Below are 20,809 nucleotides of genomic sequence, written 5' to 3'. Positions count from 1 at the left end.
CTCAGCTTTCCCAACCGGCCTGGTACAGCTTGCCGTGGGCCTTATCCAGAGCGGCGCGGACGACTGGCGAGTGCTGATAGATGTCGACGAATTTGATCAGGCGCGGATCGGTTTTGCTCTTCGGCTGGATCACAAACTGGATCACGTATTCCTTGTGGTCGAGACCGTCGAACAGCAGCGCCGAACCGGCATCGAAAGTCTTCGCCAAACGAATGTAGGCCGGGTAGCCCTGCACCAGATCAGCATCGTCGTAGGCGCGCACCAGTTGCACCGCTTCGACCTGGAGAATTTTGATTTTCTTCGGGTTGGCGATGATGTCTTCTTCGGTGGCCTTATAGCCGACACCCGGTTTCAGCGTGATCAGCCCGGCCTTGGCCAACAGTTGCAGGCCGCGACCGCTGTTGATTGGGTCATTGGCGATGGCGACGCTGGCGCCTTCAGGCAATTCGTCGAAGCTTTTGTATTTCTTCGAGTAGAGGCCGACGTTGTTGATGATCCCCGGAGCGAATGGCACCAGATCAAAACCGGCGGCAGCCTTGGCGTTTTCCAGGAACGGGATGTGCTGGAAGTAGTTCACGTCGATATCGCCGGCAGCGAGGCTGACGTTGGGTGCGATCCAGTCGGTGAACTCCACCAACTCGACTTTCAGGCCTTGTCTGGAGGCTTCTTCGACAGCGGCTTCCAGCGGAATGGCGAAGGCGGCGGTGGTGCCGATTTTCAGCGGGGCGTCGGCGGCGAAGACTGCCGAACTGAAGAGGCCGAGGGCCAGGGCCAGTGCTTTGACTGGGAGGGACAGGCGTTTCTTGGTCATGGTGGGTTTCCAGTCAGTGCTTGAATTTTGTGGTGTCTGTTCAGGCCTCATCGCTGGCAAGCCAGCTCCCACAGGGATATATGGTGTTCACAAAACCTGTGGGAGCTGGCTTGCCAGCGATGCTTTTTAGGGGCGGTAAGCGGCGCCGGTGTGTTGCTCGGGCAAATGCGCTTCACCGTGAAACAGCTTCTCGCGCAGGCTGCCGTTGTCGTACGCAGTCTTGTACGACCCACGCCGTTGCAGCTCGGGAATCACCAGTTCGATGAAATCGACATAGCTTTCCGGGGTAACAATGCGGGTCAGGTTGAAACCGTCGAGGCCGGTTTCGGCGATCCACGACTCCAGTTCATCCGCCACTTGTTCGGCTGAGCCAACCACGGTGATGTAGCGCCCGCCGAGGGCGTGTTGTTCCAGCAACTTGCGGCGGGTCCAGTCGTTGTTTTGCAGATTCTTCGTCGCCGACTGGATCGCGTTGCTCTTCACGTACTGGATCGGTTCGTCGATTTCATACTGGGAAAAATCGATGCCGGTGGATGCCGAAAAATGCGCCACGCCGGCCTCGGCGCTGGCGTAACTCAGGTACTCGGCATGCTTGGCCCACGCGGCTTCTTCGGTTTCCCCGACGATCACGTTGAGGCCCATGAACACCTTGATGTCCTCGGGGTTGCGCCCGGCCTCGACCGCGCTGGCGCGGACTTTATCCACCTGCACTTTGGTCGATGGTTTGTTCTGGCCACTGATGAACACGCACTCGGCGTGACGACCGGCGAACAGCAAACCGCGATCCGAACTGCCGGCCTGAAACAGCACCGGTGTGCGCTGCGGCGAAGGTTCGCAGAGGTGATATCCCTCGACCTGATAGAACTCACCCTTGTGCTCGACCTTGTGCACTTTTTCCGGCTGGGCGTAGATCCGCTGCTGCGGATCGTTGAGCACCGCACCGTTTTCCCAGCTGCCTTCCCAGAGTTTGTAGAGCACCTCCAGGTACTCGTCGGCCTGATCGTAGCGACGGTCATGTTCGACCTGTTCACGCAGGCCCATGGCTTTCGCGGCGCTGTCCAGATAACCGGTGACGATGTTCCAGCCGACCCGGCCGCGACTCAGATGATCGAGGGTCGACATGCGTCGGGCGAACAGATACGGCGGCTCATAAGTGAGGTTGGCGGTCAGGCCGAAGCCGAGATTTTTGGTCACCGCAGCCATTGCCGAAACCAGCAGCAGCGGATCATTGACCGGCAACTGGATCGCCTCTTTCAGCGGCACATCCACCGAGTCCTGATAGACGTCATACACGCCGACAATGTCAGCGATGAACAAACCATCGAACAAGCCGCGCTCCAGCAACTGCGCCAGTTCGGTCCAGTATTCGATCGTGTTGAAGCGCGTCGAGGTGTCACGCGGATGCGTCCACAGTCCATGGTTGATGTGGCCGATGCAGTTCATGTTGAACGCGTTGAGCAGAATCTTCTTTTTCGCAGCGCTCATCAGATAGTCCCCCGCAGCGGAGGGTTTTCATCGTTGAGGTAATAATTGCCCACCGCGTGATACTTCCAGCGCACCGGGTCGTGCAGGGTGTGCACGCGAGCGTTGCGCCAGTGGCGGTCGAGGCCGTGTTCAATCAGGGTGGCCTGACTGCCGGCCAGTTCGAACAAAGTGCTGCCGGCAGCCAGGGAAATTTCGGTGCTGATCGCCCGTGCTTCAGCGACGGCAATCGACGCGGCCGCAACGGTCTCGGCATTCGGTTCGGCTTGCGCGACGTCGAGGAATTCCCCGGCGCGTTCGAGCAAGGCTTCGGTGGCGTGCAGACGAATGCTCAAGTGGCCGAAGCTCTTCAGGGTCAACGGATCTTCAGTGGCCTTGTCATTGCCGGAGTCGATCCACGGCCGGGTTTTGCTGCGTACAAAGTGCAGGGCATCTTCGTAAGCGGCGCGGGCGATGCCGGTGTCGATGGCCGCGTGCAGAATCTGCGCGAGCGGGCCGACGGTGGTTGGCCGCTCGAACGCGCTTTGGAATGGCAGCACATCTTCAGCCGCGACGTAGACGTCTTCAAACACTACCGAACCGCTGCCGGTGGTGCGCTGGCCGAAGCCGCTCCAGTCGTCGATCACGGTCAGACCTTTGCTGTCACGCGGGACGAAGGCCAGTTGCTGCACGCCGTCTTCATCGACCACCGAGGTCGGGATGCGCTGGGCGTAAATCGCCCCGGTCGCGTAGAACTTGCGACCGTTGATGCGGTAGCCGTCGCCATCGCGCTTGAGGCTGGTGACGCGGTCGTGGGCGGTTTTGGTACCCAGTTCTGCGAGGGCATTGCCGAAGCGCTGACCAACCAGAACCTCGGCGTACAGTCGTTGTTTCTGCGCATGGCTGCCGTTCACCCGCAGCACTTCGAGTGCATAGAAATGGTTCTGCGGAATCTGCCCGAGGGAGCCATCGGCCTGAGCGATCAAGGCGATGACTTTGGCCAGGGCCACGTTGGACACACCGGCGCCGCCGTACTCCTTGGGCACGCTGATGCCCCATAGGCCCGAGCGGGAAAACACGTCCAGCTCCGGCAGTGGCAAGCGGCGCTCACGGTCGCGCACGGCGCTGTCACGTTTGAAATCTTCGGCCAGGTCGCTGGCGACGATCAGGGCTTGTTCGTCGCTGGTGATGACCGCGACGTGTTGAGAAATTGTCATGTGTTTCTCCAGAGGTCTGGTTTCAAATCCAGGAATGGCGGGCCGGCAAAGTGCCGTTAAGGCGATAGGCGCCGACCGCGTGATACTTCCAGCGCACCGGGTCGTGCAGGGTGTGCACCCGGGCGTTGCGCCAGTGGCGGTCGAGGTTGAATTCGGCGAGGGTTGCGCGACTGCCGGCCAGCTCGAAAAGCTTTTCGCTGGCGAGCAATGAGATTTCGGTGGTCAGCACTTTGGCTTCGGCCACGGCAATCGAGGCGCGGGCGGCGGATTCGGCGGTCAGCGGTGCGGCATGCACTTGATCGAGCACTTGCCCGGCCTTGCGCAGCAGCGCTTCAGCGGCGTGCAGTTCGATTTTCAGTTTGCCGATATCGGCGATCACGTAGAGGTCATCGCTGGCGCGTTCGACCTTGGCGTCGATCCACGGCCGGGCGCGGGTTTTGACGAACTCGATAGCGTCGTCGATGGCGCCACGGGCGATGCCGGCGTCGATAGCGGCCTGAATCAGTTGCGACACCGCGCCTTGGGTATTTGGGCTTTCGTTGATCTTCCAGTTGTCGACGACAAGGCTCGATTCGACGCGCACGTTGTTCAGCAGAATCGTGCCGCTGGCGGTGGTGCGCTGACCGAAACCCGACCAGTCATCAACAATGCGCAGCCCCGGGGTACCACGGCGGACGAAGGCCAGCACTTGCTTGCCGTCATCGTTGAGCGCCTTCACCGCGACCCAGTGCGCGAACAGCGCACCAGTGGAGTAGAACTTCTGGCCGTTGATCACGTAGTCATCACCGTCAGCGGTGATTCGTGCTTTCAGTTCGAGGGTGTTTTTGGTGCCGCGTTCAGGCCCGGCATTACCGATGCGCCAGCCTTCGAGCACGCTCTGGAACAGCTGTTTTTTCTGCTCTTCGGTGGCGCTGCCAAGCACCAGATTGATGATGCCGAACTGGTTCTGCGGAATCTGCCCGAGCGCCGGGTCGGCGGCGGAAATGATCGCGAATACCTCGGCCAAAGTAACGAAAGAAACCTGCGGGCCACCGTATTCGCGCGGGATGGCAATGCTGCCCAGACCACTGCGGGTGAACTGTTCGATTTCCGACCACGGTAACTTGCGCTGGCGGTCACGTTTGGCGGCCTGCACGCGGGCGACTTGCGCCAGATCGTGAGCAGCCTTGATGGCTTGTGCGTCGTTGCGCAAAACCTGCGCGGGCAACAACAGCGGGGCGATGTCCAGGTCACTCTGAACGTTTGCGTCTGCCAGACTGGACATCAGTGCCGCTCCTTGGCTGCACGCAATGCCCTGGCGATCTGCACTGGGGTGATTGTGTTCCGGACCATACCTACCTCACATCTCATGAAAAACGCCGCAATCAGTGCGGCGAACGAAAACAAGAATGTCCGGTGGTCCGGTGCATATACCCTAAGCGCGTATAAATATTAAATAAACTAACTTTTAGGAATATGTATAGAAGGGGTGATGGTCTGGTTGGTTAAGAACTTGTTTGGTGTGTGAACGCGAACGTGTGGTGAGGGGATTTATCCCCGTTGGACTGCGCAGCAGTCCCATTTCTGGGGTCGCTTCGCAACCCAACGGGGATAAATCCCCTCACCACAGAAGCTCCCTCGCCACAGGGGAATGTTCAGTTCTTGAGGGTTTCGGCGGCTTTCAGTTGTGGTCGCAACGGGACTTTCAGATAAGGATTGCCACAGCCGATTTTCACTGTCCGCGCAGGTGCCCAGCGCGAGTTGTTGCCGACCCGGTCGAGGATGCAATAAGTCACGTCCAGCCGCAGATCCTCACCGCCCTCGACGATGATCGCCGAGGGCACCCAGACCTGAATCGTCTGCCCGATATCCGCTGCCGTAATGCGTGGCAGATCCATGCGCACATCGCCCCAGCGCAAGGTGATTTCGTCGTCCTCGGCCATGTTCACATAGGGCTCGATGGTCAGTGGAACACCGCGCTTGATCTGGTTCGGGTTCACGCCCTGACGGCGGATCGTGTCGGGTAGCGTCACTGGCGCCAGTTGCTGGTTTTCGTCACTGCTCAAAGTGGATAGCTGGCCACCGGGGCAATCGAGTTTGACCTGCACCGCAGTTGTGGCCGACAACGCCGGCTCTTGGCCTATCTGCATGAGCCGGTAGTGGATCTGCGCGGTGCCGCTGGCGATGAAGCTCTCTGGCACCCGCAGGCTGATCGATGTCGAAACGTCTTCGGCGCTCAACACGCGAGAAGCGACGTAGCAGCTGTTCCAGAACAGTTCGATCACGTCGCCAACGTCCATACCGGGATAGGGCATGACATCGACCAGCAGGTGAGCGGCGGCCGCGAGGTTGATGCCGTTTTTTTGCGCTGGCGCCAGGCTCGGCGCTGCCAGTTCGGGGGTATGCGAAGTGTGGGTCATCGGTTTCTCTCCTTGAAGCATCGCAGCGAAGTCCGTTTCTGAAAAACAAATGGCGTGAATTACCAGGCAATAAACCCGCGAACTTTTATTCGGATTAAATACAAGTCTGTTTATTGGATGGACGCCGGTTGGCGACTAGATAAGAGTGTGCGGGAAGGGGAGTCAATAGAGCGGGTTAGTTAATCCGTGAATTACGGATCAATCAGAAATTTCCTACGCTTGTTAGGCATTAGGCTTAGGCCGGCTGGCGATTGGAACTACGTATCTTGAGGGTTTTCGACCTTTGAAATACGTGGGTTATCGAATACCACTGTTGCAGGTGGCGGTTTTTTTTTGGCGGATTATATCTGTTGCAGAACATATATATGTACCGCATTAGACAGACTGGTTTGATTATGTTGAAGGGGGAGTTGTAGGGCGAAGAAGGTGTAACTTCCATCCGTGGAAGTTGGCGGTTGTTGCATTGAAAGTTTTCAGGCGTGATTCAAAAACTTGCTGAGAAACTGTTTCGTACGCTCTTCTTTAGGATTGGCAAACAACGTCTTGGCCTCACCTTGCTCGACGATCACACCCTTGTCGAAAAACACCACACGGTTGGCCACATCACGGGCAAAACCCATTTCGTGAGTGACGATCACCATGGTGCGTTTCTCTTCGGCGAGACCGCGAATGGTCGCCAGCACTTCACCGACCAGCTCCGGATCGAGCGCCGAAGTCGGCTCGTCGAACAGGATCACTTCCGGCTCCATCGCCAGTGCCCGGGCTATCGCCACGCGCTGTTGCTGACCACCCGAGAGACGACGCGGATAAGCGTCTTCCTTGCCCGCCAGACCAACCTTGGTCAGCAGCTTCTTGCCCAGAGCAATGGCTTGCTCGCGCGGCATCTTCTTGACCACGATCGGCCCTTCGATGACGTTTTCCAGTGCGGTGCGGTGAGGGAACAGGTTGAAATTCTGGAACACGAAGCCCACGTGCTGGCGCAGGTTGCGCACCAGACTCTGCTGCTGGTTCAACGGGCGGCTGGTATCGATCTCGATATCGCCGACCTTGATCCGGCCGCTGGTGGGTTGTTCGAGGAAGTTCAGGCAGCGCAGGAAGGTCGTCTTGCCCGAGCCGCTGGGGCCGATGATCGCGACCACCTCACCTTCCTTGACCTCAAGATCGATGCCGTTGAGCACGACCTGATTCTTGAATTGCTTGGTCAGTTTTTCCACGACAATCATGGGGTCAGGACTCCTGGTCATGCCGATTGACCCGCTCTTCCAACTTGTTCTGGAAGTGCGAAAGCACCGTGGCCAGAATCCAGTAGATCAGCGCGGCGGCAAGATACATGGTGAAGACTTCGAAAGTCCGGGCGGTAATCAGCTGCGCCTGACGGAACAGTTCCGGCACCTGAATGGTGGCAGCCAGCGCAGTGTCCTTGACCAGCGAAATGAAGCTGTTGCCCAGCGGTGGCAAAGCCGTGCGCATGGCTTGCGGCAGGATGGCCCGACGCAAAGTCTGCGCACGGGTCATGCCGATGCTCGCAGCTGCTTCCCACTGACCGCGTTCGATCGAGCTGATCGCGGCGCGGAGGATTTCACAGGCGTAAGCAGCCATGTTCAGCGAGAAGCCGATCAGCGCCGCTGGCAACGGATCCAGTTCGACACCCAATTGCGGCAAGCCGTAATAGATCACGAACAATTGCACCAGCAACGGCGTGCCGCGAAAGAACGACACGTAGATGCGGGCCAGCCAGCTCACCGATTTGAAACGCGACAGGCGCATCAATGCCAGGCCGAAGCCCAGCACCAAGCCGAAGAACATGCCGCCGAGGCTGAGGACTACCGTGAAGTACGCGCCCTTGAGCAGAAAGGGCGCGGAGTCCAGTGCGAGTTGGAAAGCTTCTTCCATTATTTAGTGACGTCTGCGTTGAAGTATTTCTTCGACAGCTTTTCAAGAGTGCCGTCAGCACGCAGTTCGTCGAGGGCTTTGTTCAGGGCTGCCAGCAGCTCAGGTTCGCCTTTACGCACGGCGATACCGGATTCCTGACGCGAGAAGGCTTCACCGGCGGCTACGGTTTTCGGGGCTTTCTTGGCGTATTCAAGCGCGGCCAGACGGTCGATCAGGATGGCGTCGGTACGGCCATTGTTCAGGTCGGCGAACTTGGTCGGATCATCGTCGTAGGTGCGCACGTCAGCGCCCGGCACGTTGGCGCGGACCCATTGTTCGTAGTTGGTACCCAGGCCTACACCGACTTTCTTGCCAGACAGGTCAGCGGCGGTCTTGATGTTCAGCGCGGCTTCTTTGCTCTTCAGCACCAGCGCCTGAATCCCGGAAACGGTGTACGGTTCGGAGAAGTCATACTTCTTCTTGCGCTCGTCGGAGATGGTCACCTGGTTGACCACGATGTCCAGACGCTTGGATTCCAGCGCGGCGAGAATACCGTCCCACTTGGTCGGCTGAACCTTGGCTTTGACACCGAGTTTTTGCGCCAGGGCTTCGGACAGCTCGACTTCGAAACCGGACAGTTTGCCGTCGGCATCAACGAAGCTGAACGGTGGATAAGTGCCTTCCAGGCCGACGTTGATAACGCCTTTGTCCTTGATCTGTTGCAACTGCTCACCGGCGACTGCCTGGCTGATCAGGCCGGCGCTCAGCGCCAGGCCCAGCGAACCTACCAGCAGATTTCGACGTAGTGCGGAAAAATTCATGACAAGCCCCTGTGTTTTCTTATGGAAGACGCTTAAGGAAGTTGGCGAAATCGCGATTCTGATGACTGCGTTATCCTGCCCTAAAGCAGCTTATGCGTCTCTCGCGAAATTCGCCTGCGGCGAGACTATATGATGTCTTTGTTAGACTTGAAAATACTTAATAGTCTTTTTGTTATTCTTTAATCGAATATTCAACAGTTCTCCTGTGGCGAGGGGATTCATCCCCGTCCGGCTGCGCAGCAGTCGCAAAACCATGCGACTACACCTGCATTGAAGAGAACGCTGGGGGCCGCTCCGCGGCCCAACGGGGATGAATCCCCTCGCCACAAGGGTTTCTGCAATCTCAAGGATCAGCTCGACAGTGAGTCTTTATAGGCAAACAACGCCGGCGCTCCGCCGGTATGCAAGAAGATGATTGGCCCCTCGTCAAACCGCCCGCGCCCAATCCCGTCGAGCATCCCGGCCATCGCCTTGCCGGTATAAACCGGATCAAGCAGCAGACCTTCCTGACTCGCCAGCAGCTTCACCGCCGCCAGCGTCCCGGCATTTGGTTCGCCATAACGCGGGCCGAAATACTCGTCCCACAACTCGACCTTGAACCCGGACGGCAACTTCACGCCCAGCAGATCGGCAGTGCGTTCGGCGAGGCCCTGAACCTTGGGGCGCTGATCTTCTTCGCTACGCGATACGGTCACGCCGATCACCGGCAATTGCGGCAAGGCTTCACTCAGGGCCAGCGCCAGACCGCTGTGGGTACCGGCACTGCCCGAGGCCAGCACCACGGCAGAAAACGTCAGGCCGGTGTCCTTGATCTGCTCGGCCAGTTCCAGTCCGGCGCGCACGTAACCCAAGGCGCCGAGGGCGTTCGAACCACCGATTGGCACCAGATACGGTTTCTTGCCGTTGTTGCGCAGGCGCACGGCGAGGGCGGCCAGTTGCTCGTCGGCGTTGTCGAGGTTTTCCACCAGCTCGACCTTGGTGTCGAACAGATCCAGCAACAGGCGATTGCCGTTGCCGGTGTAATCACTGTCGTCGGTGCCCAGCGGATTTTCCAGCAGGGCGACGCAGCCGAGGCCCAGTTTCGCGGCCAGCGCGGCGGTCTGGCGAACGTGGTTCGATTGCAGCGCGCCGGCGGTAATCAGCGTGTCGGCACCTTGCGCCAACGCATCGGCGGCGAGGTATTCGAGTTTGCGCAGCTTGTTGCCGCCCATGGCCAGCGGCGTCAGGTCATCGCGCTTGATGTACACCTCGCGACCGAGCCAGGTGGACAGGCGTTCGAGTTTTTCCAGAGGCGTGGGTTGGCCGAGCAGTTCGAGACGGTTAAAGCGTTCCAGCTGTTGTTTGATCATGAGTCCGTACTGGCGGAGGAAGATCTCAGGACTATAGGCACGCCGATTTACCGGGGCAACCGTCAATCGCTTATAGCCAAATGAACTGAGCCCAGCACTATCGGTTCTTAATTCGCCTTCACGACCATGCCGTAAAGTAGGCGCCGTTGACGCGGCCAGACAGTCCGGCCGCCCGTGAGGAGTCTTTACCGTGAGCGAGCGTTCCAGCCATTGGCAATTGCAGACCATCGTCAGCCAGCTACGCAGTGCGCGGGATCAGTGGCGCGCACAAAATGGCCGGGCCAGCGGCGAGCAGGGAGGCCGCGAGTTGCCGTCGCGAGCTGCGATGGCGGAGATTCTCGAAGCCTTATGCGGCGCGCTGTTTCCGATGCGGCTGGGCCCGGTGGATTTGCGTGAAGAGAGTGAAGATTTCTACGTCGGCCACACCCTCGACACCTCGCTGAATGCCTTGTTGGCGCAGGCGCGTCTTGAACTGCGTTATGTCGCCCGGCATACCGAGCAGGCTGATACCGAAGTCGAAGCGCGGGCGATCCGCATCATTCAGGATTTCGCACTGGCGTTGCCGGGGCTGCGCAGTCTGCTCGATACCGATGTGCTGGCGGCCTATCACGGCGATCCGGCGGCACGCAGTGTCGATGAAGTGCTGCTGTGCTATCCGGGGATTCTGGCGGTGATTCACCATCGTCTGGCGCACCATTTGTACCGTGCCGGATTGCCGCTGCTGGCGCGGATCAGCGCGGAGATTGCGCACTCGGCCACCGGTATCGATATTCACCCGGGCGCGCAGATCGGTCGTAGCTTCTTCATTGATCACGGGACAGGTGTGGTGATCGGCGAGACGGCGATCATCGGTGAGCGGGTGCGGATTTATCAGGCTGTGACACTGGGCGCCAAGCGCTTCCCGGCGGATGAAGACGGGCAGTTGCAGAAGGGCCACCCACGGCATCCGATTGTCGAAGATGACGTGGTGATTTACGCCGGGGCGACCATTCTCGGGCGGATCACCATCGGTCAGGGTTCGACCATCGGCGGCAATGTGTGGCTGACGCGCAGTGTGCCGGCGGGGAGCAATTTGACCCAGGCCAACTTGCAGCATGATGACGGGACGCAGAAGTAACCTTTAAATCTGTGTTGCTGCATCTGGCCTCTTCGCGAGCAGGCTCGCTCCCACACTTGGAATGCGTTCCATTGTGGGAGCGAGCTTGCTCGCGAATGGTTTTTAGGCCGAATCGAGATAATGGCATTCAGCCAATTCACCATTGAACGAATCTTCCGAAACCAGCGTCATACCCCTCCTTGAGCTAGCGTAGGAAAACTACCGCTTGGCCGTGCGATTAGTCCTTAGCGCCCTATCCATGTTTAACTTGAACGTTCATTCAAGTTAAACCGGTGGTTCGCTGCCCGCTCACAACAGGAGGCTTGCCTTTGCTGAGTCCGATCATTTCAGCCATTTCCCAATCCCTTGAGGTGCACCTTTCATGAGTGCATCGTCCACCCCCGCCAGCGGTCTGGTACGCATGAATCCGCCGGTGTTCTACTTTGCCGCGACGGTCATTCTGCTGTTCGGTATCGTTGTCATCGCCATGCCGGAGCAGGCCGGTGCCTGGCTTCTGGAAGCGCAAAACTGGGCGGCCAACACGGTCGGCTGGTACTACATGCTCGCGATGACCCTGTATCTGGTCTTCGTGGTGGTCACCGCGTTATCGGGCTACGGCAAGATAAAGCTCGGTGCCGACCACGACGAACCCGAATTCAGTTATCTGTCCTGGGCCGGCATGCTGTTCGCCGCCGGGATCAGCATCACGCTGTTTTTCTTCTGCGTCTCCGAGCCGCTGACCCACATGCTGCAACCGCCGCAAGGCGAGGCGGGCACGGCAGACGCGGCGCGTCAGGCGATGCAGATTCTGTTTCTGCACTGGGGCCTGCACGGCTGGGGCGTGTTCGCCTTTGTCGGCATGGCGCTGGCCTATTTCGCCTATCGGCATAACCTGCCGCTGGCGTTGCGTTCGGCGCTGTATCCGCTGATCGGCAAGCGCATCAACGGCCCGATCGGCTACGCGGTGGACGGCTTCGGCATCATCGCCACGGTGTTCGGTCTCGGTGCCGACATGGGCTTCGGCGTATTGCACCTCAACTCCGGTCTCGACTACCTGTTCGGCATCGCTCACACCCAGTGGATTCAGGTCGGCCTGATCACGCTGATGATGGGCGCGGCGATCATCGTTGCGGTCTCCGGTGTCGATAAGGGCGTGCGGGTGATGTCCGACATCAACATGCTGCTGGCCTGTGCGCTGCTGCTGTTCGTGTTGTTCGCCGGGCCTACGCAACACCTGCTCAATACCCTGATCCAGAACATTGGCGACTACCTCGGCGCATTGCCGATGAAGAGTTTCGACTTGTACGCCTACGACAAGCCAAGCGACTGGCTCGGCGGCTGGACGGTGTTCTATTGGGCCTGGTGGATTGCATGGTCGCCGTTTGTGGGGCTGTTCATCGCACGGATTTCCCGTGGCCGGACCATCCGTGAATTCGTCTTCGGCGTGCTGTTGATTCCGCTTGGCTTCACCTTGGCGTGGATGTCGATTTTCGGCAACAGCGCCATCGATCAAGTGCTCAACCACGGTATGTCGGCGCTGGGTATGTCAGCCCTCGACAATCCGTCGATGAGTATTTATCTGCTGCTGGAAACCTATCCGTGGAGCAAGACCGTCATCGCCGTGACGGTGTTTATCAGCTTCGTGTTCTTCGTCACTTCGGCCGACTCCGGCACGGTGGTGCTTTCGACGTTGTCGGCCAAGGGTGGTAACCCGGACGAAGACGGCCCGAAATGGCTGCGGGTGTTCTGGGGTGCGATGACCGCACTGATCACCAGTGCGCTGCTGTTCTCTGGCAGCATCGATGCGCTGAAGTCAGCCGTGGTGCTGACCTCGTTGCCGTTCTCGCTGATCCTGCTGCTGATGATGTGGGGCCTGCACAAGGCGTTCTATCTGGAGTCGCAGAAACAGATCGCGCAGCTACATTCGCTGGCGCCGGTGTCGGGTTCGCGACGTGGCACGGGCGGCTGGCGTCAGCGTCTGAGTCAGGCCGTGCACTTTCCGTCGCGAGACGAGGTGTACCGTTTCATGGACACCACGGTGCGTCCGGCGATTGAAGAAGTGACGGCGGTATTCGTCGAGAAAGGCCTGAATGTGGTCGCGCAACCTGACCCGGCGAACGACAGCGTCAGCCTGGAGATTGGCCACGGCGAGCAGCATCCGTTCGTTTATCAGGTGCAGATGCGCGGCTACTTCACGCCGTCATTCGCGCGCGGTGGCATGGGCTCCAAACAGCTCAACAATCGTCGCTACTACCGGGCTGAAGTGCATCTGAGCGAAGGCAGTCAGGATTACGATCTGGTCGGCTACACCAAAGAGCAGATCATCAACGACATCCTCGACCAGTACGAACGGCACATGCAGTTCCTGCATCTGGTGCGTTGATCGGGAGCTGAGCGTCGGGACGTTTTACGACTCGGCGCTCAGCACCATGAACAACACCATCGCTGCCATCGGCACACCAAACACCGCGCTGCCGACCACCAATTCCGAGCCCAACGGCTGACCGGCGTGCACCACGCCGACCGCGCCATTAATCACCGTCAATGCCAGCCACAGCGCGGCGAAGCTGTAGGCCATGGTCTGCCGGCTGAAGCCGATGCGTTCGCCGATGTAGAGCATCAGGGCGAGCAGGACCAGGCCGAAGAAGATGATGATTGCGGTGTGCATGTCGGGTTCTGCCTGCTGGATATCTGTCGACGGGTCTGACGCCTTCGCGGGCAAGCCCGCTCCCACAGGGATTGGCGTCGTTCACAATTCTTGTATTCGACACAAAAACCTGTGGAAGCGGGCTTGCTCGCGAAGAGCTCGCCTCGGTGTCATTGAAAGCATAGTCAAAACCAGGCCGCCGTTAAGTTATGGCGCAAGCTTTTGTACTCGCGCCAGGAAAAATGTGAAACGTTTCAGCAATTCGTCGAGTCCGAGGTTTATCAGCCGTGCTGCGCGAGTATGCTGAGCGACTTGCGAAGCAGTCGATACCCGTTCAAAACCGATAAGAGAGGACTCGATGACTTACACCGCTGCCGAAAACCGCTACGACTCCATCCCTTACCGCCGCGTCGGACGCAGCGGTCTGGTGCTACCGGCGCTGTCGCTGGGCCTGTGGCACAACTTCGGCGACAGCACGCCGATCGATACCCAACGCGCCTTGCTGCGTACCGCGTTCGACCTGGGGATCAACCACTTCGACCTGGCCAACAACTACGGTCCGCCGTACGGCAGCGCCGAGATCAATTTCGGCCGTCTGCTGCGCGAAGATTTCAAGCAGTACCGCGATGAATTGATCATTTCGAGCAAGGCCGGCTGGGACATGTGGCCCGGTCCTTACGGTCAGGGCGGCGGTTCGCGCAAGTACGTGCTGGCCAGCCTCGATCAGAGCCTGCAACGTCTTGGCCTGGACTATGTGGATATTTTTTATTCGCACCGTTTCGACGCGGATACTCCGCTGGAAGAAACCGCCAGCGCCCTCGCTACAGCAGTGCAGCAGGGCAAGGCGTTGTACATCGGTATCTCGTCGTATTCCGGGGTGAAAACCCGTGAGATGGCGGCGCTACTCGCCGAGTGGAAAGTGCCGTTGCTGATTCATCAGCCGGCGTACAACCTGCTCAATCGCTGGGTGGAAAAAGACCTGCTCGACACCACTGAAGAACTCGGTACCGGCGTCATCGCTTTCACGCCGCTGGCGCAGGGTTTGCTGACCGATAAATACCTCAACGGTGTACCGGCAGATGCGCGGGTCAATCGTCCGGGCGGTGGTTCGTTGCAGGCTTCGCACCTGTCCGATGCCAACATCGCGCATGTGCGTGCGCTGAACGAGATCGCCAAACGTCGCGGCCAGAGTCTGGCGCAACTGGCGCTGGCCTGGACCCTGCGTGACCCACGGGTGACCTCGGCGCTGATCGGCGCGAGCCGGCCGGAGCAGATTATCGAGAACGTCGGGGCGTTGAAGAATCTGAGCTTTAGCGCAGAGGAATTGGCGGAGATCGACCGGTTTGCTCAAGAGGGCGGGATCAATCTTTGGGAGAAGCCTTCGACGGCTGAGTAACTGACAGGCGTTGAATACATTGGCGCCAGTTGCATGGCGATCGCTAGCAGGCTAGCTCCCACAGGTGGATTGCAGTCCATGTGGGAGCCAGCCTGCTGGCGATGAGGCCGAAGCAGGCCATAGAAGACTCAGTTAAAGAACGGCACATCCCCCAACACCGTCGCGCGCTGCATCACCCGCCGTGCGGGCCGGTAATCATCCACCGCGTAATGCTGCGTCACGCGGTTATCCCAGAACGCAATGTCGTCCTGCTGCCAGCGCCAGCGAATGGTGAATTCCGGGCGGGTCGCATGGGCGAACAGAAACTTCAGAATCGCTTCGCTCTCGGTGTCCGACAGTTCGTTGATCTTCGAGGTGAAGCCTTCGTTGACGAACAACGAACGCCGGCCACTAACCGGATGCGTACGGATCACCGGGTGCGACAGTGGCGGATTCTTGCGCCGCGCTTCTTCCCACTGCGCCAGTGCTTCGGGTGTATTGCCGTAGCGCTCGAGCGGAAACGAGCGAGTGAAATCGTGGGTTGCGGTCAGCCCTTCAAGCATTGCTTTCATCGGCGCCGAGAGCGCTTCGTAAGCCGCGATGCCACTGGCCCACAGCGTGTCACCACCAAACTCCGGCAGCAACTTGGCGCTGAGCACCGCGCCCATCGCAGGCGTCGGCAGGAAGGTCACGTCGGTGTGCCAGATCGCGTTGTCGCGTACGTCGGTGACGGCGGTGTCGAGGATCAGCACTTCCGGTTGTTCCGGCACATTCGGGTAGATCGGATGAATGTGCAAATCGCCGAAATACGCTGCGAAACGCGCCTGTTGTGGCGGTTCGATTGGCTGGTTGCGGAAGAACAACACCTGATACTTGAGCAACGCCTGCTCGATGGCGTCGCGGTGTTCCAGACTCAATGGCTGGCTGATATCAACGCCGCTGATCTGCGCGCCGAGGGCCGAGCTTAAAGGGGTGATGTTCAGGCTGCTCATGGTGGTTCTCTTCGAATTCGTGATGTCGAGCTTTTGTAGGAGTGAGCCTGCTCGCGATAGAGGTGTGTCATTCACAACAACGTTGTCTGACACTCTGCGATCGCGAGCAGGCTCACTCCTACAAGGGTTTCAAACTCAGTGGGCTTGGCCATGCCACGGCACCAGTTTGCGTTGCAGTGCGCGCAGGCCCATTTCCATGGCGAAGGCGATCAGCGCGATCACCAGAATCCCCAGCACCACCACATCGGTGACCAGAAATTGCGCGGCCGATTGCACCATGAAGCCCAGGCCGCTGGTGGCAGCGATCAGCTCGGCGGCGACCAGCGTCGACCAGCCCACACCCAGACCAATGCGTACGCCAGTCAAAATGTCCGGCAACGCACTCGGCAAAATCACATGGCGGATCAGTTGTGCTCGAGTAGCGCCCAACGATTGCGCGGCGCGCAGTTTGGCCGGGTCGACGGTGCGTACGCCGGTCGCGGTAGCGATGGCAATCGGCGCAAAAATCGCCAGGTAGATCAGCAGCACTTTCGACAATTCACCGATGCCGCACCAGATCACGATCAGTGGCAGATAAGCCAACGGCGGAATAGGGCGGTAGAACTCGATCAGCGGATCAAGCACGCCACGGGCGATGCGGTTTGAACCAATGGCGATGCCCACTGGCACAGCGGTCAGAATCGCGAAACCGAGGCCCAGACCGATGCGGCTCAAACTGGCGCCCAAATGCTGCCACAAGGTCGAATCCATGTAGCCGGTAGTCGCCAGCAGCCAGCCTTTTTGCAGCACGGCGGAGGGCGGTGGCAGGAACAGTGGTTCGATCAATCCAGTGGCAGTCACTGCCCACCAGATTGCCAACAAAGTGAACAGCGTCAGCAGGCTGATCCAGCGAGTGCTGAGGCTGCGGCGTGCAGGAATTGCCACCGAAACAGTGGCGGGTTTTACCGCTTGGGCGGAAACGTCGTAACTGCTCATGCGCGCTCCTGCCGTTGAACGGCGCTGCGTTGCGAAAATACTTTGCTCAGCACGTGTTCGCGGGTTTCGATAAAACGCGGGTCGGATTTGATTGCTCGGGCTGATTCGCCAGCGGCATAACGCCGACCGAAATCCAAGTGCAAGCGTTCGACGATCTGCCCCGGATTCGGTGCCAGCAGAATCAGATCCGTGGCGAGAAACACCGCTTCTTCAATGTCGTGGGTGATCAGGAAAACCGGCTTGGCGGTGCGCTGCCAGACTTGCAGCAGCAACTCTTGCATCTGTTCGCGAGTGAACGCATCAAGGGCGCCGAAAGGCTCGTCCATCAGCAGCACGCGCGGGTCAGCAGCGAGTGCGCGGGCCAAGCCAACGCGCTGCTTCTGTCCGCCGGATAGCTGCCAGATGCGACGGTTTTCAAAACCGGAGAGATCAACCAGCGCGAGCATTTCACGGGCGCGTTGTTCGCGTTTGTCGCGAGCAACACCTGCCAGCTCAAGACCAAAAGCAACGTTGGCCAGCACGTCCTGCCAGGGCAGCAGGGCGTCGTCCTGGAACACCACGCCACGTTCGGCGCTCGGGCCTTTGACCGGCACGCCATCGAGGGTAATGCGCCCGGCACTGGGTTCAACAAAACCGGCAATCAGGTTCAACAGCGAAGTCTTGCCACTGCCGGACGGGCCGAGGGCGACCAGCAATTGCTGGGGGCCCAAGGTCAGGGAAATGTCCGCCAGCACAGGTTCCTGGCTGCCGGGATACTGTGCGCTGATGCGCTCCAGCTGTAGCAAGGCCATCGCAGTTAACTCCCGATCAGTTGGTGATGTATTTGGCGCTGACGTACGGCGCGTAGTCCGGCAGCACGGCTTCGACCTTGCCTTGCTCCTTGAGGAACGCAGCGGTGTCGGTGATGGCTTTGGTGGTCGGTGCGCCGAGCGTGATCACCTGATCAGCCGCCAGCGGGTAGACGTTGCCTTGCAGCAGCAATGGAATGTCGCTGGCCTTGGCGCCGGACAGTTTCACCAGCTTGTCGACGTTGGATTGATCGGCGAGCCAGGCTTTCGGGTCTTTGCGGTAATCGGCATAGGCGTCGAGGGTGACCTTGGCGAATGCGCTGACGATTTCCGGGTGCTTCTCGGCGAAGTCTTTACGCACGATCCACGCATCGAAAGTCGGCGCGCCGAACTTGGCCAGTTCACCGGAGGTGATCAGCACTTTGCCGTTTTCCTTGGCCACGCCGAGTGCCGGGTCCCAGACGTAAGTGGCGTCGATGTCGCCGCGTTTCCATGCGGCAACGATGGCCGGCGGCGCTAGGTTGAGGATGGTGACTTTCGATGGGTCGATGTTCCAGTGCTTCAGTGCTGCGAGCAGGCTGTAGTGGCCGGTGGATACGAACGGTACGGCGATTTTCTTGCCGATCAGATCTTGCGGGGTCTTGATCCCGGAACCGTCGCGGGCGACGAGTGCTTCGGCGGCGCCGATCTGGGTAGCGATGAGGAAGGTTTCGACCGGGACTTTGCGAGTGATCGCAGCGGTCAATGGGCTCGAACCGAGGTAGCCGATCTGCACATCACCGGAGGCGATGGCGGCGATGATGTCGGCGCCGTTGTCGAACTTGCGCCAGCTGATATCGGCCTTGGTGGCTTTTTCGTAGGCGCCGTCGGCCTGGGCGACTTTCGCCGGGTCAACGGTGGTCTGGTAGGCAACGGTGAGGTCGGCAGCCTGCGCCAAAAAGCTCGCGGCAGCCAGAGAGGCTACGGCCAGCAGGCGAAGCGGGAAATTCAGTTTCATTGAAGAACTCCATATCAGGCGACCGAGCGTCGGCGTGAAAGGAGACTAAATGATCTAAGAATACGAAAATAAATAACTTTTTCGAATGAGCTTATGAGCGGAAAAATCTAAGCCTTAAGGGCAACCGGCGCTTTTGTGGCGAGGGGATTTATCCCCGTTCGGCTGCGCAGCAGCCGTAAGACCTTCCTGTGCGGTGTATCGGATAAATCGCGTATCTGGCTTTTGGGGCTGCTGCGCAGCCCAACGGGGATAAATCCCCTCGCCACAGGAACCTGTCAGTACACAATTTGTGTTCTGACAGATCAGTTACTGATCGCCAGAATGCTCGCCTGATACGACCCGACAAACACATCGAAATCGCCGACTTCGTTCTGCTCAAGTTCAGCCTGTGCCGCCAGCGAGGTGCGCGCCAGCTCTTCAAACTTCGCCTGTTCATCGGCCGCCAGCGGTTCGCTGCGGAAGAACTCGGCGTGCGCCTGGCTCTGGCGCAGGGAGAACTGGGCAAAGCTCTCCTTGTGCTCGGCCATCGACGCCAGCACCTGAGCCGAAGGCGTCAGCGACGGGTCGCGGACCTTGGCCAGTTGTGCGTCCAGCGCTTTGCTGTGGGCGTCGCTGGCATGGCTTTGATCAAGCAGCGCGGCCAGCGGAGCGATTTTCTCCAGCAGTTCGGCGGCCCATTCCTTCATCTCGACTGCTTGCCCGTCACGCTGCAATTGCAGGCCCGGACGTCGACCTTCCTTGACCACGCTGAGGAAGTTCGAGGTGGCGTTGCCGCAACTGGTGTTGGTCAGCAGCGGGCTGTCGTTCAGCGCGCAGTACAGCAGGAATGCGTCGAGGAAGCGCGATTCGGTGAGGTCGATGCCCATCGGCAGAAACGGGTTGATGTCCAGGCAGCGGACTTCGACGTACTGAATGCCACGGGCGACCAGCGCCTGAATCGGCCGCTCGCCGGTGTAGGTGACGCGTTTCGGGCGGATGTTGGAGTAGTACTCGTTTTCGATCTGCAGGATGTTGGTGTTGAGCTGTACCCACTCGCCATCCTTGTGCGTGCCGACTTCAACGTATGGCGCGTACGGCGTGGCAACAGCCTTGCGCAGGCTGTCGGTGTAGCTCGACAGGTCGTTGTAGCACGGAGTCAGACCGGCCTGAGCGTTGCTCTGATAACCGAGGTCGCTCATGCGCAGGCTGGTGGCGTACGGCAGATACAACGTGTCCGGATCAAGCTGTTCCAACTGGTGCGAACGACCGCGCAGGAAACCGGCATCCAGCGCCGGTGAGGCACCGAACAGGTACATCAGCAACCAGCTGTAACGACGGAAATTGCGGATCAGCGCAATGTAGGAAACCGACTGGAAGTCGCGGTCGGTGCCGACAAAACCTTCGGCTTCCTTGAGCAATGGCCAGAGCTTTTCCGGCAGGGAAAAGTTGTAGTGAATCCCGGCGATGCATTGCATGGTCTTGCCGTAACGCAGGGCCAGGCCCTTGCGGTAGACGTATTTGAGCTGACCGATATTGGAGGTGCCGTAATAGGCAATCGGGATGTCTTCCTCGGCCGGCAACGGGCACGGCATCGATGGACTCCACAGGTACTCGTTGCCGAGCTTGCTGTAGGCAAAACGATGAATCTTGTCCAGGCTCGCCAGCGTGTCGGCCGGATCGGGCAGGGCAGGCGTGATGAATTCCAGCAGCGACTCGGAATAGTCGGTGGTGATTTGTTCATTGGTCAGCGCGGAACCCAAGGCTTCGGGGTGCGGCGTTTGCGCCAGACGACCCTCGCTGGTCACGCGCAGGCATTCACGTTCGATACCGTGGAGGCACTGTTCGAGCAGAGAGAGGTTGGCGCGCTCACCGAGCAGAGCCAGGCGGCGGTTGAGAAGTTCGCTCAATTTGGATTCCTTCACGCGTCAGTCGCCCCAATATGGGGGTGGGCAGGACGGTCTACAAGGGTGAAGTTGAAACTGGCGTTATCGCCTGGTTTTTTAGCCGTGCCGGCCCATGCCGCTTGCCAA

At 59.3% G+C, this 20,809-nt stretch carries 18 protein-coding genes; 3 read left to right on the top strand and 15 right to left on the bottom strand.

Annotated elements, in window-relative coordinates:
• Window position 1: 1 nt before the first annotated feature.
• The 9 genes from ACTWLJ_RS05740 to ACTWLJ_RS05700 form a co-directional block, all read right to left on the bottom strand.
• A complete protein-coding gene (locus ACTWLJ_RS05740) occupies window positions 2-811 on the bottom strand; it encodes a MetQ/NlpA family ABC transporter substrate-binding protein (RefSeq protein WP_445180173.1) in 810 nt (269 codons plus the stop codon).
• A 126-nt stretch (window positions 812-937) separates the two neighbouring features.
• On the bottom strand, window positions 938-2,296 hold the full coding sequence (locus tag ACTWLJ_RS05735) for an LLM class flavin-dependent oxidoreductase (RefSeq protein ID WP_445180172.1): 1,359 nt from the start codon (window positions 2,294-2,296) through the stop codon (window positions 938-940).
• Complete coding sequence (locus tag ACTWLJ_RS05730; protein ID WP_445180171.1) at window positions 2,296-3,489, bottom strand: SfnB family sulfur acquisition oxidoreductase; 1,194 nt, start codon at window positions 3,487-3,489, stop codon at window positions 2,296-2,298. Before ACTWLJ_RS05730 ends, ACTWLJ_RS05735 begins: the two co-directional genes overlap by 1 nt.
• A 22-nt stretch (window positions 3,490-3,511) precedes the next feature.
• On the bottom strand, window positions 3,512-4,753 hold the full coding sequence (locus ACTWLJ_RS05725) for an SfnB family sulfur acquisition oxidoreductase (protein ID WP_445180170.1): 1,242 nt from the start codon (window positions 4,751-4,753) through the stop codon (window positions 3,512-3,514).
• A 370-nt stretch (window positions 4,754-5,123) separates the two neighbouring features.
• The gene (locus ACTWLJ_RS05720) at window positions 5,124-5,888 is read right to left on the bottom strand and encodes a hypothetical protein (RefSeq protein ID WP_445180169.1); all 765 of its coding nucleotides are present in this window, start codon (window positions 5,886-5,888) and stop codon (window positions 5,124-5,126) included.
• Between the two features lie 473 nt (window positions 5,889-6,361).
• Window positions 6,362-7,111: an L-cystine ABC transporter ATP-binding protein TcyN gene (tcyN, locus tag ACTWLJ_RS05715; RefSeq protein WP_445180168.1), complete on the bottom strand. Its 750-nt coding sequence runs from the start codon at window positions 7,109-7,111 to the stop codon at window positions 6,362-6,364.
• A 4-nt stretch (window positions 7,112-7,115) separates the two neighbouring features.
• A complete protein-coding gene (tcyL, locus tag ACTWLJ_RS05710; RefSeq protein WP_401210993.1) occupies window positions 7,116-7,781 on the bottom strand; it encodes a cystine ABC transporter permease in 666 nt (221 codons plus the stop codon).
• Window positions 7,781-8,581: a cystine ABC transporter substrate-binding protein gene (gene tcyJ / locus ACTWLJ_RS05705; protein WP_445180167.1), complete on the bottom strand. Its 801-nt coding sequence runs from the start codon at window positions 8,579-8,581 to the stop codon at window positions 7,781-7,783. The genes tcyL and tcyJ overlap by 1 nt, the downstream gene beginning before the upstream one ends.
• 350 nt (window positions 8,582-8,931) lie before the next feature.
• A complete protein-coding gene (locus ACTWLJ_RS05700) occupies window positions 8,932-9,930 on the bottom strand; it encodes a D-cysteine desulfhydrase (RefSeq protein WP_445180166.1) in 999 nt (332 codons plus the stop codon).
• Between the two features lie 190 nt (window positions 9,931-10,120).
• Here ACTWLJ_RS05700 and epsC point away from each other — a divergent pair, with 190 nt between their 5' ends.
• On the top strand, window positions 10,121-11,047 hold the full coding sequence (epsC, locus tag ACTWLJ_RS05695) for a serine O-acetyltransferase EpsC (RefSeq protein WP_401211001.1): 927 nt from the start codon (window positions 10,121-10,123) through the stop codon (window positions 11,045-11,047).
• 400 nt (window positions 11,048-11,447) lie between these two features.
• Window positions 11,448-13,409, top strand: a complete 1,962-nt coding sequence (gene betT, locus ACTWLJ_RS05690; RefSeq protein ID WP_445181320.1) for a choline transporter BetT — start codon at window positions 11,448-11,450, stop codon at window positions 13,407-13,409.
• 24 nt (window positions 13,410-13,433) lie between these two features.
• Here betT and ACTWLJ_RS05685 read toward each other — a convergent pair whose 3' ends face one another.
• Window positions 13,434-13,694, bottom strand: coding sequence for a hypothetical protein (locus ACTWLJ_RS05685; protein WP_401211004.1), 261 nt, complete (start codon window positions 13,692-13,694; stop codon window positions 13,434-13,436).
• 337 nt (window positions 13,695-14,031) lie between these two features.
• Between ACTWLJ_RS05685 and mgrA the strand changes: the two genes are divergently transcribed.
• Entirely contained in the window at window positions 14,032-15,069 is a 1,038-nt protein-coding gene (mgrA, locus tag ACTWLJ_RS05680; protein WP_445180165.1) for an L-glyceraldehyde 3-phosphate reductase, read from the top strand.
• 128 nt (window positions 15,070-15,197) lie between these two features.
• On the opposite strand, the gene tauD is transcribed toward mgrA, so the two are convergent.
• From tauD to gshA, 5 genes are all read right to left on the bottom strand, one after another.
• Window positions 15,198-16,040: a taurine dioxygenase gene (gene tauD / locus ACTWLJ_RS05675; protein WP_445180164.1), complete on the bottom strand. Its 843-nt coding sequence runs from the start codon at window positions 16,038-16,040 to the stop codon at window positions 15,198-15,200.
• A gap of 135 nt (window positions 16,041-16,175) precedes the next feature.
• Window positions 16,176-17,015, bottom strand: a complete 840-nt coding sequence (gene tauC, locus ACTWLJ_RS05670) for a taurine ABC transporter permease TauC (RefSeq protein WP_445180163.1) — start codon at window positions 17,013-17,015, stop codon at window positions 16,176-16,178.
• Entirely contained in the window at window positions 17,012-17,806 is a 795-nt protein-coding gene (gene tauB, locus ACTWLJ_RS05665; protein ID WP_445180162.1) for a taurine ABC transporter ATP-binding subunit, read from the bottom strand. The genes tauC and tauB overlap by 4 nt, the downstream gene beginning before the upstream one ends.
• Before the next feature lie 16 nt (window positions 17,807-17,822).
• Entirely contained in the window at window positions 17,823-18,800 is a 978-nt protein-coding gene (gene tauA / locus ACTWLJ_RS05660) for a taurine ABC transporter substrate-binding protein (protein ID WP_401211024.1), read from the bottom strand.
• Window positions 18,801-19,102: 302 nt separating this feature from the next.
• The gene (gene gshA, locus ACTWLJ_RS05655) at window positions 19,103-20,686 is read right to left on the bottom strand and encodes a glutamate--cysteine ligase (protein WP_445180161.1); all 1,584 of its coding nucleotides are present in this window, start codon (window positions 20,684-20,686) and stop codon (window positions 19,103-19,105) included.
• Between the last annotated feature and the right edge of the window lie 123 nt (window positions 20,687-20,809).

The sequence above is a fragment of the Pseudomonas sp. McL0111 genome (assembly GCF_052567255.1).
The sequence above is the reverse complement of the archived record's forward strand: the minus strand, read 5'-3'. Positions and strand labels throughout refer to the sequence as shown.

Excerpts from the sequence above, each read along its gene's own strand:
- ACTWLJ_RS05740 (WP_445180173.1), bottom strand. The coding sequence starts at position 811 with ATGACCAAGAAACGCCTGTCCCTCCCAGTCAAAGCACTGGCCCTGGCC.
- ACTWLJ_RS05735 (WP_445180172.1), bottom strand. The coding sequence starts at position 2,296 with ATGAGCGCTGCGAAAAAGAAGATTCTGCTCAACGCGTTCAACATGAAC.
- ACTWLJ_RS05730 (WP_445180171.1), bottom strand. The coding sequence starts at position 3,489 with ATGACAATTTCTCAACACGTCGCGGTCATCACCAGCGACGAACAAGCC.
- ACTWLJ_RS05725 (WP_445180170.1), bottom strand. The coding sequence starts at position 4,753 with ATGTCCAGTCTGGCAGACGCAAACGTTCAGAGTGACCTGGACATCGCC.
- ACTWLJ_RS05720 (WP_445180169.1), bottom strand. The coding sequence starts at position 5,888 with ATGACCCACACTTCGCATACCCCCGAACTGGCAGCGCCGAGCCTGGCG.
- tcyN (WP_445180168.1), bottom strand. The coding sequence starts at position 7,111 with ATGATTGTCGTGGAAAAACTGACCAAGCAATTCAAGAATCAGGTCGTG.
- tcyL (WP_401210993.1), bottom strand. The coding sequence starts at position 7,781 with ATGGAAGAAGCTTTCCAACTCGCACTGGACTCCGCGCCCTTTCTGCTC.
- tcyJ (WP_445180167.1), bottom strand. The coding sequence starts at position 8,581 with ATGAATTTTTCCGCACTACGTCGAAATCTGCTGGTAGGTTCGCTGGGC.
- ACTWLJ_RS05700 (WP_445180166.1), bottom strand. The coding sequence starts at position 9,930 with ATGATCAAACAACAGCTGGAACGCTTTAACCGTCTCGAACTGCTCGGC.
- betT (WP_445181320.1), top strand. The coding sequence starts at position 11,448 with ATGAATCCGCCGGTGTTCTACTTTGCCGCGACGGTCATTCTGCTGTTC.
- ACTWLJ_RS05685 (WP_401211004.1), bottom strand. The coding sequence starts at position 13,694 with ATGCACACCGCAATCATCATCTTCTTCGGCCTGGTCCTGCTCGCCCTG.
- mgrA (WP_445180165.1), top strand. The coding sequence starts at position 14,032 with ATGACTTACACCGCTGCCGAAAACCGCTACGACTCCATCCCTTACCGC.
- tauD (WP_445180164.1), bottom strand. The coding sequence starts at position 16,040 with ATGAGCAGCCTGAACATCACCCCTTTAAGCTCGGCCCTCGGCGCGCAG.
- tauC (WP_445180163.1), bottom strand. The coding sequence starts at position 17,015 with ATGAGCAGTTACGACGTTTCCGCCCAAGCGGTAAAACCCGCCACTGTT.
- tauB (WP_445180162.1), bottom strand. The coding sequence starts at position 17,806 with ATGGCCTTGCTACAGCTGGAGCGCATCAGCGCACAGTATCCCGGCAGC.
- tauA (WP_401211024.1), bottom strand. The coding sequence starts at position 18,800 with ATGAAACTGAATTTCCCGCTTCGCCTGCTGGCCGTAGCCTCTCTGGCT.